At 69.6% G+C, this 11,759-nt stretch carries 11 protein-coding genes; 10 read left to right on the plus strand and 1 reads right to left on the minus strand.

Annotated elements, in window-relative coordinates:
• The first annotated feature begins 38 nt into the window (after positions 1–38).
• Genes B0293_RS22130 through B0293_RS22175 form a run of 10 tightly spaced genes read left to right on the plus strand, consistent with a single transcriptional unit; the run spans position 39 to position 9,208 of the window.
• A complete protein-coding gene (locus B0293_RS22130) occupies positions 39–1,076 on the plus strand; it encodes a BMP family ABC transporter substrate-binding protein (RefSeq protein ID WP_052014439.1) in 1,038 nt (345 codons plus the stop codon).
• On the plus strand, positions 1,057–2,574 hold the full coding sequence (locus tag B0293_RS22135; protein ID WP_005157171.1) for an ABC transporter ATP-binding protein: 1,518 nt from the start codon (positions 1,057–1,059) through the stop codon (positions 2,572–2,574). The genes B0293_RS22130 and B0293_RS22135 overlap by 20 nt, the downstream gene beginning before the upstream one ends.
• Positions 2,571–3,575: an ABC transporter permease gene (locus B0293_RS22140; protein WP_005157174.1), complete on the plus strand. Its 1,005-nt coding sequence runs from the start codon at positions 2,571–2,573 to the stop codon at positions 3,573–3,575. Before B0293_RS22135 ends, B0293_RS22140 begins: the two co-directional genes overlap by 4 nt.
• The gene (locus B0293_RS22145; protein ID WP_005157176.1) at positions 3,572–4,429 is read left to right on the plus strand and encodes an ABC transporter permease; all 858 of its coding nucleotides are present in this window, start codon (positions 3,572–3,574) and stop codon (positions 4,427–4,429) included. The genes B0293_RS22140 and B0293_RS22145 overlap by 4 nt, the downstream gene beginning before the upstream one ends.
• Entirely contained in the window at positions 4,426–5,154 is a 729-nt protein-coding gene (locus B0293_RS22150; RefSeq protein ID WP_005157178.1) for a nucleoside phosphorylase, read from the plus strand. The genes B0293_RS22145 and B0293_RS22150 overlap by 4 nt, the downstream gene beginning before the upstream one ends.
• A complete protein-coding gene (locus tag B0293_RS22155) occupies positions 5,151–6,281 on the plus strand; it encodes an acyl-CoA dehydrogenase family protein (RefSeq protein WP_005157180.1) in 1,131 nt (376 codons plus the stop codon). Before B0293_RS22150 ends, B0293_RS22155 begins: the two co-directional genes overlap by 4 nt.
• Positions 6,281–7,291 carry a s-methyl-5-thioribose-1-phosphate isomerase gene (locus B0293_RS22160; protein ID WP_005157182.1) on the plus strand — a complete coding sequence of 337 codons (1,011 nt, stop codon included), beginning with the start codon at positions 6,281–6,283 and terminating at the stop codon, positions 7,289–7,291. Before B0293_RS22155 ends, B0293_RS22160 begins: the two co-directional genes overlap by 1 nt.
• Positions 7,288–8,004 carry an acireductone synthase gene (gene mtnC, locus B0293_RS22165; protein WP_005157184.1) on the plus strand — a complete coding sequence of 239 codons (717 nt, stop codon included), beginning with the start codon at positions 7,288–7,290 and terminating at the stop codon, positions 8,002–8,004. Before B0293_RS22160 ends, mtnC begins: the two co-directional genes overlap by 4 nt.
• Entirely contained in the window at positions 8,001–8,633 is a 633-nt protein-coding gene (mtnB, locus tag B0293_RS22170; protein WP_005157185.1) for a methylthioribulose 1-phosphate dehydratase, read from the plus strand. The genes mtnC and mtnB overlap by 4 nt, the downstream gene beginning before the upstream one ends.
• Positions 8,630–9,208, plus strand: a complete 579-nt coding sequence (locus B0293_RS22175; RefSeq protein WP_005157187.1) for a 1,2-dihydroxy-3-keto-5-methylthiopentene dioxygenase — start codon at positions 8,630–8,632, stop codon at positions 9,206–9,208. Before mtnB ends, B0293_RS22175 begins: the two co-directional genes overlap by 4 nt.
• A gap of 106 nt (positions 9,209–9,314) precedes the next feature.
• Here B0293_RS22175 and B0293_RS22180 read toward each other — a convergent pair whose 3' ends face one another.
• Positions 9,315–11,708: a chitinase C-terminal domain-containing protein gene (locus B0293_RS22180; RefSeq protein WP_005157189.1), complete on the minus strand. Its 2,394-nt coding sequence runs from the start codon at positions 11,706–11,708 to the stop codon at positions 9,315–9,317.
• Between the last annotated feature and the right edge of the window lie 51 nt (positions 11,709–11,759).

Raw genomic sequence — 11,759 nt, forward strand, 5'->3', positions numbered from 1 at the left:
GGTGCCATATCGTGGACCGGAGACATACAGTCCGGGACATGTCGCCGAGAACCCTCCTGCGGGCCGTCATGGCCGTTTCCGCCGTCACGCTCCTCGCCGCGTGCAACGCCTCGGCCAAGGATCCGGCCGCGCAGAACGCCACCGGGCCCGCGTTCGTCCTGATCACGCCGAGCCCGGTCGGGGTCAACGACTTCCTCAAGCTCGCCGTCCAGGGCATCGAGGACTCGGCCAAGAAGCACAACGGGACGCAGAAGGTGTTCCAGAGCACCGATCCGGCGTCGATCCAGCAGAACCTCGCGGCCGCGGTGCGCGAGAAGCCCGCCGTGATCGTCGCGGTCGGTTTCAACTTCGCCGACGCGATCGCGGCCGAGGCCGAGCGCAATCCCGGGCAGAAGTTCCTGTTCGTGGATTCCTGCACCACCAAACCGTTCCCGAACGTCACCTGCGCGGTGTTCCGTGAGCACGAAGGCAGTTACCTCGCCGGCGCCGAAGCCGGGCTGCTGAGCAAGTCCGGCAAGGTCGGCGCGGTCGTCGTGCTCGACGCGCCCCAGTTCCGCCGGTACTCGATCCCGTTCGGGAAGGGGGCGGAGAAGGCCAAGCCCGGCACCACGCTGGCCCCGCTGTTCATTGGCGGCGCGAACCCGTTCAACGACCCGGCCCGCGCGAAGGCGCTGGCCGCCACCCTCGCCGGTCAGGGCGTCGACCACGTCATGGGCGCGGCCTCGGCGGCGGGCAATCTCGGCGTGTTCGAAGCGGCGAAACAGGGCGGGTTCTTCGCGTTCGGCGTCGACGCCAACCAGTGCCCGGCCAGCCCGGGCCAGGTCGTGGACAACGTCATCAAGCGCACCAACGTGGTCATCGGCGACGGGGTCGACGCGATCCTCGGCGGCAAGACCGGCGAGACGAAGTCGTACGGTGTCAAGGAGAAGGGCATCTCCCTGACCGGACTGGAGCCGGACGCCTCGACGTCGCAGTGCGTCGTCGCGAGCCACCCCGACGTGCTGGCCAAGGTCGGCGAGTTGCGGGACCAGATCATCTCGGGCGCGATCGTCGTCGATGACCCCGCCGAATCCTGACGCCGTCTCACTCCGGGGGATCGTCAAGCGGTTCCCCGGAGTGCTCGCGAACGACCACGTGGACCTCGACGTCGGCAGAGGCGAGATCCATGCCCTGATGGGCGAGAACGGCGCGGGCAAGTCCACGCTCATGTCCGTGCTCTACGGTCTGCACCGGCCCGACGAGGGCACGATCTCCTTGCACGGCAAGGAAGTCTCCTTCGGCTCGCCCGCGCAGGCGATCGACGCCGGTGTCGGCATGGTGCAGCAGGGCTTCGCGCTCTTCGGCGAACTCACCGTCACCGAGAACGTCGTGTTCGGCAGCGAACCGACCCGCCGCGGCCTGCTGGACCGCAAGGCGGCGACCGCCCATGTCACCGAACTGATCGAGCGGCACGAACTGCGGCTGCGGCCCGGCGACCGGGTCCGTGACCTGCCGGTCGGGCTCCGGCAACGGGTCGAGATCCTCAAACTCCTGTACCGCGAGGCCGGGGTCCTGATCCTCGACGAACCCACCGCCGTGCTGACCCCGCCCGAAACCGAGCGGCTGTTCGGTGTGCTGCGCGCTCTCGCCGCCGAGGATCGCACGATCCTGTTGGTGTCGCACAAACTCCAAGAAGTCCTCGCCGTCAGCGACCACGTCACGGTGCTGCGCGACGGCCGCGTCAGCGCCCGCGGGCGCACGGCGGACCAGAACGCCGCCGGGCTCGCCGCGGCGATGACCGGCCGCGACGTCGACCTCGACCGCGTCCACCCGGCCGGGTCGCCCCGTGACGTCATCCTCGAAGCCCGTTCCCTGACCGTTCCCGGTACGGAAGGAAAACCTTTGCTGGACAAAGTCTCTCTCGCCGTGCACGCGGGGGAGATCGTCGGCGTCGCCGGGGTGGCGGGCAACGGACAGGCCGAACTCTCCGGCGCGCTCACCGGCCTCCTGAAGACCGGCGGCACGATCGTCCTCAAAGGACAGAATCTCGACGGGCTGTCGGTTCGGGCCAGAAGAGACGCCGGGCTCGCGCATGTCCCGGAAGACCGCGCCGAGGTCGGCTCGGCGCCCACGGCGAGCCTCCGGGACAACCTGGCCGTCGGCTTCCACCGCAAGCGACCCTTGGCACGCAAGGGATTCCTGCGCCGCAAGGCGATCGACGAGCACGCGTCGGCGATCATCGGGGACTACGACGTCCGCGGGGCAGGTCCCGCCGCCGCGATGGGCACGCTGTCCGGGGGAAACCAGCAGAAGGCGATCTTCGGCCGCGAACTCACCCACGACGCCCCGTTCCTGCTCGTCGAGCAGCCCACCCGCGGGGTCGACGTCGGCGCGATCGAGAACATCCACGCCCGGCTCGTCGCCCACCGCGACGCCGGGCACGCCGTCCTGCTGATCTCCGCCGAACTCAGCGAAGTCCTGGCGCTGTCGGACCGCGTGCTCGTGCTGTTCGAAGGCCGGATCGTCGCGGAGTTCACCAAGGACGAGGCCGATCCGCACACGGTCGGCCTGGCGATGGCCGGAGGTGCTGGATGACCCGCGTCCGCCTCGTCGTCGTCCCGGTCGTGGCGGCGCTCGTCCTCGGCGCGATCCTGTTGCTGGCCACCGGAACCGATCCGCTGGCCGCCTACGGGGCGATCGTCTCCGGCGCGTTCGGTCCCGATGGCATCGGCGACACCCTCGCCTACGCCGTCCCCGTCGCGGGGATGGCGACCGCGCTCGCGATCCCGCTCCGCGCGGGCATGGTGAACCTCGGCGGCGAGGGACAGCTGGTGCTCGGCGCGATCAGCGCGCTCGCGGTCGGCTTGTACGTGCCCGGCCCCGGGCCGGTCAAAGTGGTGCTCGCGCTGCTCGCGGGTGCTCTCGCCGGAGCCGGGTACGCCGCGCTGGCCGCGGTCTGCGAGAACCGTCTCGGCGTCCCGCTGCTGATCAGCACTCTGTTGCTGAGCTATCCGGCGATGTCGCTCGCCGGATACCTCGTGCGGTTCCCGCTGAAGGACGCCGGTTCCAGCCTGCCGCAGAGCCCGCAGCTGACCGAAGGCGCGCGGCTGCCCGAAATCGACGGCGTGACGACCGGGATCTTCCTGGTGGTGGCGGTGATCGCGGTCTACGCGGTGCTCGACGCCCGCACACCCGCCGGATTCGAGACCAAGGTGACCGGCTGGGCCCCGAAGTTCGCCGCCTATGCCGGGATCGACCGGCCGAAACTCACGCTGCGGCTGCTGGCCGCGTCGGGCGGGACGGCCGGGCTGGTCGGCGCGATCGCCGTCCTCGGCTTCCCGTACCGGTTCATCGACGGCGCGCTGATCACGCCGCAGTACACCTGGATCGGCCTGCTCGCGGCGCTGCTCGCCGGGGCCAGCCCGCTCGGGACGCTGCTCGCGGCGGTGTTCTTCGCGGCGCTGACCAGCGGCGGGTTCGCGATGGAACGCGCCACCCAGGTCCCGCGCGAGCTGACCGCGGTCCTGCAGGCGGTGCTGATCATCTTCCTCGCGGCCACATCGGGGGTCTTCAAACGGAAGGCGAGGCGGGCATGATCGACGCGAGCCTGTTCTCCTCGGCGCTCACCGCGCTGACGCCCATCCTGTTCGCCGCGCTCGCGGGCGCGCTGTGCCAGCGGGCCGGGGTCTTCAACATCTCCCTGGAAGGCTTGCTTCTGGTCGGCTGCTTCGGTGCCGTCGCCGGGAGCTGGTACACCGGCAGCGCCTGGATCGGCGTCGTCGCGGCGGTGATCGCGGCGACGGCGTACTCGCTGATCCTCGCGATCGGGTCGATCACCTTCGACGGCGACCCGATCGTCCTGGGCGTCGCGAGCAACCTGCTCGCGGTCGGGCTGACGAGCTTCCTCATCCGGACGGTCTTCGGCACCGAGGGTTCGTTCAGCGATCCCACCTTGCAGGGGCTGGGGCAGTTCGGCCCGATCCCGGGGCAGTCGCTGCTGGTCTACCTGTCCTGGCTGGCCGTGCCCGCGCTCGCGGTGCTGCTGTACCGGCATCCGTGGGGCCTGCGGCTGCGCGGCGTCGGCGAGCGCCCGGAAGCCGCGTCCAGCCTCGGCGTCAACGTGACCAAGTACCGCTACGGGGTGATCCTCGCCGGGGGAGCGCTGTGCGGTCTGGGTGGTGCGCAACTGGCGCTGGGCTCGGTGACCTTGTTCGCCGAGAACATGACCGCCGGCCGCGGCTGGATCGCCGTCGTCGCGGTCATGCTGGGCCGCGCGCATCCGCTCGGGGTGCTGCTCGCGGCGCTGCTGTTCGGCCTCGCCGAGGCGTTCGGCTTCCGGCTCCAGGGCATCGGCCTCCCGCAGCAGGCCACCGACGCCGCGCCCTATGTCGTCACGCTCGTGGCGTTGTTCCTGTCCAACCTGAAACGCGAGAAGGGACAGCCCGCGTGAGCGACGTCCTGCCCATCACCAAGATCCCCCGGCACGGACTGCCGCCGCGCGCCCTCGTCGTGGGCGACCCGGACCGCGCGACCGCGGTGGCCGAGTCGCTGGAGGACGCCGTCCTCGTCGGGCAGAACCGTGAGTACCGCAGCTTTACTGGCACCTGGAAGGGTGTCCCGGTCGTCGTGTCCTCGCACGGCGTCGGCGGCCCGGGCGCGCTGTGCCAGTTCGGCGAGCTGGCCGAGGCGGGCGTCCGCACCTTCCTCCGGCTCGGCACCGCCGGTTCGCTGGCCGACGGCATCACCGACGGCGATCTCGTCATCGCCGAGGCTGCGGTCCGCGACGACGGTGTCACCCAGCAGCTCATCCACCCCGAGTACCCGGCGTTCGCCACGCCGGAGGCCGTCGTGGCGCTGAGCCGCGCGGCTCCCGAGGCGCACCGGGGCGTGGTGTGGACGCGGGCCGCGTTCAGCCCGCTGGTGCTCACCCTCCCGATGGCCGACTACCTGGCCGCGCGGGTGATCGCCATTGAGATGGAACTCTCCACCCTGCTCGTGTTCGCGGCATTGCGCGGCCTGCGGGCCGGTGGTGTGCTCGTGATCGACGGCGACGCGCGGCCCGAGCATCCCGACCCGTCGGCCTACGACCCGCATCGCGACGTCGTGGCCGCCGGGGTGGCGAGGGCGACCCGCGTGGCGCTCGACGCGCTGATCCAGCTGGAAGGGGCGGAATGACCGAAGCGTGGCGCAAGGCGGCGCTCGAACTGGCAGGCACCCTGGCGGCGGACGCGGCCGAGCGGGACCTCGCCGGACGGCTTCCCGTGCACGAGGTCGGCCTGCTGCGCGAGTCCGGGCTGCTGCCCCTGCTCGACACCGCCGGCTGGGCGGCCGCGAACCAGGCCACCCGCATCGTCTCCGCCGCGGACGCGTCGGTCGGTCATCTGCTCGGCTACCACTACCTGCAGCTGTGGCGCACCGGCCTGTTCGGGCCGCGCGCGGCGAGCGAACCGGGCTGGTTCTGGGCGGGCGTGAGCAATCCGCTCGACGCCGCCCTGCTGCTCACCCCGGCCGACGACGGGTTCACCGTCGAAGGCACCAAGACCTTCGCCACCGGAGCGGCCGTCGCCGATCGCCTGGTGGTCAGCGCGACGAGGACCGACAACGACGAGAAGCTGACCTTCGTCGTCGACGCCCGGGCCGACGGGATCACCTTCCCCGGGGAATGGGACAACATCGGCCAGCGGCTCACCGCGAGCGGCGCGGTGCGGTTCGAGTCCGTCCGGATCGCGCGTGACGACGTTCTCGGTGTCCAGCCGGAGGACCAGTCGGATCCGAAGGTGCCGAGGATTTCCCTGGCGGCGATCGGATTCCAGCTGATGCTGGCGCAGGTGTACGTCGGCCTCGCGGTCGGCGCGCTCGACGCCGCGGCGGTCTACACGCGGGAAACGGCGCGGGCCTGGACTCTGTCCGATGTGGACAAAGCGACCCAGGATCCGTACATCCTGGCCGGTTACGGCGAACTGGTCGCGACCGCGCGGGCGGCCGGATTCGCCGTCGACGCGGCGGTTTCCGCCCTCGGTGAGGCCGACGAGCGCGGTTTCGACCTGACCCCGGCCGAGCGCGCAGAGGCGGCGATCGCCATCTCGTCGGCGAAGATCGTCGCGAGCCGGGTGGCCGTCGAGACCACGAGCAAGGTCTTCGAGTTCACCGGCGCGCGGGCCACGGCCACCAAGTACGGCTTCGATCGCTTCTGGCGCAACGCCCGCACACTGACCCTGCATGACCCTGTGACGTACAAGGCCCGCGAGGTCGGCGACCACTTCCTCAACGCGATCCCGCCGTGCCTTTCGGGGTACAGCTGATGACGCTGCCGATCCTCGCCGAAAGTGTCCGCCTCGACGGCGAAGGCGTGCACATCCTCGACCGCCGGGTCTTCCCGTTCGAGCGGAAGTGGGTGCTGTGCCGGACTTCGGAGGAGGTCGCGGTGGCCATCGAGGACATGGTCACGCAGTCGTCCGGACCCTATTTCGCCGCGCTGGGCGCGATGGTGCTCGCCGCCCGTGAGGCGTCCGGCCTCGCGGACCCTCGGGCGTACTTGCGACGGGTGGGGGAGCGGATCGTCGAGACCCGCAAGACCAACAACCATTTGCGCAAGGCCGTCGCCGTCGTACTGTCCGAAGTGGACAAGTCGACCGGCGATCTCGTCGAAGCCGCTTCGAGGGGAGCGCAAGCAGGTGACGAATTGTATCGGTCACGCAGCCGCGCGCTCGGTGAACACGCTGCCGCGCTGGTGCCGGACAAGGCGACCGTGCTGACGCATTGCTGGGCCGACCTGTACCTCGTCGAGTTCGTGCTGGCCGCGCGACGACAGGGCAAGGAGTTCTCCTTCTTCTGCACGGAAACCCGGCCGTACCTGCAAGGCGCGCGGCTGACCGCCGAGACCCTCGTCGAGATGGGCGCGGACACCCGGCTGATCACCGACGGGATGGGCGCCGCGGTGCTGTCCTCGGGCGAGGTCGGCGCGCTGGTGACCGCGGCCGACCGGGTCGCGATGGACGGCCACGTCGTCAACAAGATCGGCACACTGGGGCTCGCGGTGGCGGCGGACGCGTTCGGCGTGCCGTTCTACGCGATGGTCCAAGCGCCCGACCAGGCCACGCCGACCGGCGCCGACGTGCCGATCGAATACCGCGACGGCGACGAGGTGCTGAGCGCGCTCGGCCACCGCGTCGCCGGCGAACGCGTCCGCGGCCACTATCCGGCCTTCGACGTGACACCACCGCGTTTCGTGACCGCGGTGGTGACCGACCGCGGGGCTTACGAGCCCGGACGGCTCCGCGAGTACTACGCAGAAGGGGAAGCGAACCAGTGACCGCAACGCTGACCGCCCGATGGGTGGTCCTCGACATCGAGGGCACGCTGACCGCCACCAGCTACGTGCACGTGACCCTCTACGACTACGCGCGCCCGCGGCTCGGCCCGTGGATCGACGAGCACCCGGACGACCCGGAGGTCGCCGACGCCGTCGCGCGGATCAAGGAACTCGGCGGGCTCCCGGCGGAAGCGTCCACAGTGGACGTCGTGCGGGTGCTGCACGGCTGGATGGACGCGGATCAGAAGATCGCGCCGCTGAAGACGTTGCAGGGCCTCATCTGGCAACGCGGGTACGCCGACGGCGACCTCACGACGGAGTTCTTCGGCGACGTCGCCCCGGCACTGCGGGCGTGGCACGAATCGGGCCTGCGGCTCGCGGTGTTCTCCTCCGGCTCGGTCGCCGGGCAGGTCGCGTCGTTCTCGCGGACCACCGACGGCGACGTCACCGGCCTGTTCGAGCAGCACTTCGACACCGTCAACGCCGGGCCGAAACGCGAGGCGCCGTCGTATCGCGCGATCGCCTCCGCGCTGGAGGCCGAGCCGGGCGACATCGTGTTCTTCTCCGACGTCCCGGCCGAACTCGACGGGGCCGCCGCCGACGGCTGGCAGACCGTCGGCCTCGCGCGCGACGGCGAGCCGTTCGGCGACGCGGATTTCGGGACGCACCGGACGATCCGGACGTTCGACGAGGTGAAGGTCGTCCCTCGATGAGTGTCCTGGAACTCGCCGGCCGCGCGCTCGCCGAAGAATCCGCCCGTTTCGCCGGGTTGGGTTGGATGCGGGGTACTTCGGGCAACCTGTCGGTGGTACTCGGCCGCGATCCGCTACGGGTCGCCGTCACCGTCAGCGGCCGGGACAAAGGCGAGCTGACCAGCGACGACGTCGTGGTGGTCGGGGAGGACGGGCTGGCCGTCGCCGACCAGCCGCATCCGGACAAGGTGCCCTCGGCCGAGGCCGGGCTGCACGCCCGGATCGCGGCGGTGTCGGGCGCCGGTGCGGTGATCCACGTGCACGCGCTCGCGCCGGTGGTGGCCGCCGAGCACTGGCCCGACGGCGTCGAACTGCGGGACCTGGAGATGCTCAAGGGTTTCGGCCGCGCCGCGCACGACGACCTGGTGACGATCCCGGTGATCGCCAACGGCCAGGACATGCGCGTCCTCGGTGACGCGTTCGAGGCGGGGTTCCGGGCGGACACGCCGGCGGTGATCGTCGCGCGGCACGGGATCTACGTCTGGGGCGATGACCTGCGCCACGCGCGTCATCGGCTGGAATGTTTGGAGTGGTTGCTCCGGTTCCGGGTAGAGACAAGACTTGTCGTCGAGAAAAGGGGAGTGCGATGACCTTGCTGACCGTGTGGCCGGACGACCGGCCCGACGAGATCGCGCTCAGGACCGAGGACCCGGCCGTGATCACCGGTGAACTGGGGCGGCTCGGCGTCCGGTTCGACCGGTGGGATCTCGTCGGTGACCTGCCGCGCGAAGTGACGCCGGAGCAGGTGCTGGCCGCTTACGAGGAGCAGATCGGCAAGGTCTCGGCGGCCGAGGGCTACACCTTCGTGGACGCCGTCCGCATGACGCCGTCCGACGAGCCCGGCTGGGCGGCCGAAGCCGCCGAAGCGCGGCAGAAGTTCCTCGCCGAGCACACCCACGACGATGACGAAGACCGCTTCTTCGCGCGCGGGTCCGGCGTTTTCTACCTGCACGTCGGCGGGAAGGTGTACGCGGTGCTGTGCGAGGCCGGAGACCTGCTGAGCGTGCCCGCGAACACCACGCACTGGTTCGACATGGGGACGCGGCCGGATTACGTGTCGGTCCGGTTCTTCCACGACGACGGCGGCTGGGTCGGGAACTTCACCGGCGCGACGCTGGCCGGGGACTTCCCGGGGTTCGACGAATTGACCGCCGGACGCTACTGAAGCTCGTGGGCTGAAGGGGACTTTCCCCGCATGTGACGAGGTGAAGGGAGCTTTCCCCGCATGAGATGCGGGGAAAGCTCCCTTCAGTGTGCGCTGCCGGGGTCTGTCAGGCCGCTGTCCAGAGGGCAGGCACGTTCGGCGGCTCCCAGCCCGGCAGGGACCGATGGCCCTGTCGGCACACGTACGCCGCGCCGTTGTACGTCACCCGGGCGCCGGTCGCGTAGTCCACGTTCGGCTTCCACGCGTCGGACGGCACCGAGGTGGTCGTCGTCGGAGTGGTGGTGGTCGGCCGGGTCGTGGTCGTCGGACTGGACGTCGTGGTGGTGGGTGTCGTGGTCGTGGTCCCCGTCGTCGGTGTGGTGGTGGTCGTCGGCGGAGCGCCGCCGCCACGCGGGTTGTCCGACGCGATCGCGTAGGTCGTCCCGCCGAAGGTGAACGTGAAGTTCGACGGCGACGCGATCGGCATGTAGTAGTTCAGCCGGATCTCGACCGTCGCACCCGGGGCGATGGTCTGCCAGCTCGGCACGGTCACCGCGACGTGCTGGAAGTCTCCCTTCATCCCGCCGACGTTGGGCCCGCTGTGCCCCTTGCTCGTGACCGACAGACCGAAGCCGGACTGGTCGGACATGCTGCCGGGCGCGCTCGTGCCGTAGTCGAACTCGATCTTCGTCCCACCGGGGATGGTGGTGGTCGAATTGTTGGTGATGCGCATCCGCGGGGTGATCGGGTAGTTCGCGTCGCCCAGTGCGAACCCGGTCAGGTTGACGTTCGCGTTCAGCACCGACGACGGCGCCGGGCGCGACGACTTGGAGGCGCCGTACGGGGCGGCACCGCGCAGTCCGTCGTTGATCTTCGTGATCAGCGTGTCGCCCATGAAGTACTGGCCCTTGGCGCTGTCGAAGGCGTAGTCGCCCGCCAGCTCCCAGATCATGACGCCGCCGATGCCCTTGTCGGCCACGTACTTGGCCTTCGTGGCGAGAGACTCTTCGTCCTCAGTGGACAGGAACACCTTCTTGTCGTTGTTCCACAGCCACGGCGTCACCATCGTGTTGTCGTAGAACCGGTTGTAAGTACCGGAGAGCCGGTCCTTCGGGTTGTTCTTCGGGTCCAGCCCGTACTTCTCCAGATAGTCCGGGGTGATCTCGTTCTCGAGGTTCTTCGCGTGCCACATGGGGTTCGCGCCCGCCGGTACCTCGGCGCCCGTCAGGCTCATGTCGTGCCAGAGGTTGTCGATGCCGATCGCGCCGTTACCGCATGGCACGGTCGAACCGACCTGGGAACCGGTGCCGGGTGGACACTGTTTCTGGTCCGGCAGTGGAGCGTTGCCCCACAGCCCGTTCGTCCCGCCGGACACTCCTTGCCAGCCGCGGGTGTAGAACCCGACGCCGATGTTGATCCGGCCGGCCTGCATGGCGCCGCGGAAGTAGTGATAGGCCCAGTCGGTGTTGAGATAGCCCTGCCCGTCGTACTGCGGTGTCGTGTACACCTGCCAGTGCGCGAGTTCCGCGTCCTTGCCGTTGTCGTAGAGCGCCGCGTTCGGCCCGGCGAACTGGTTCCACGCGCCGTGCAGGTCGTAGCTCATCATGTTGGCGTAGTCGAGATACTGTGTGACGCCGTAGACCTCCTGGCCGCGCAGCAGCCAGCCGGACGCGGGGACGGCCGCGGTCAGCAGGTAGTGCTTGCCGTCGGCGGCACCCGCCTGGTCGATCTTCTGGCGCAGCGTGCGCATCAGGTTCTCGTAGCCCGCCCACAGCGTGCCGCGGTTGCTCTGCGCGATCCAGTAGTCGTCCGGGTTGCCGGCGTAGTTCGCCGACGTCGCGTACTCGTAGTCGATGTCCGCGCCGTTGAAACCGTAGTCGCGGAGGAACTTCACGACGGAATCCGCGAAGGTGTCAATGCTCGCTTGGCTTTGCGTCATCTTGTAGAACCCGCCCGACGCGTTGCGCGTGCCGTCCGGGTTCAGGAAGCCGCCGGTCTCCGCCCAGCCGCCGATCGAAACCAGCGTCTTCACGTTCGGGTACTGCTTCTTGTACTTGTTCAGCAGATTGAAATGTCCCTTGTAGGGCAACGACGGATCCATCTCGGCGCCGGGCACGCCCGGCCATTCCATGCCGATGGACTCGTTGTTCGGGCCCGGGGCGCCGACCGACACCTTGTTCTGCGCGTCGACATGGGCGAACGCGTAGTTGAGGTGGGTGACCTTGGTCCACGGGATGTTGCTCGCGAGATACGCGGGCGCGCCGTTCTTACCGGTTCGCCAGCTGGTGAAGTAGCCGATCACGCGGCGGGAATGCCCTTCTCCCAGGCTTTCCCGGCCGTTCGTGTCGTAGACGGTGCAGTAGGGGGTGTCGACGCCGGGTGTCCGGTACAGCCCGTCGGGACGGCAGTCCTCGTGGCCTGCCGCGCTCGACGTGGAGGGGCTGATGACGACGATCATGAGTCCGGCCAGCGCGATGAGCGACGCCAGCAGGGGGAGTAGTTTTCTGGTTCTCCTTGGCACGCCGAACCTCCGACAGTGGAAGATGGCCCTCGGTCAATGCAGCTTGAGCCG

The sequence above is a fragment of the Amycolatopsis azurea DSM 43854 genome (genome assembly GCF_001995215.1).
Lineage (GTDB): Bacteria > Actinomycetota > Actinomycetes > Mycobacteriales > Pseudonocardiaceae > Amycolatopsis > Amycolatopsis azurea.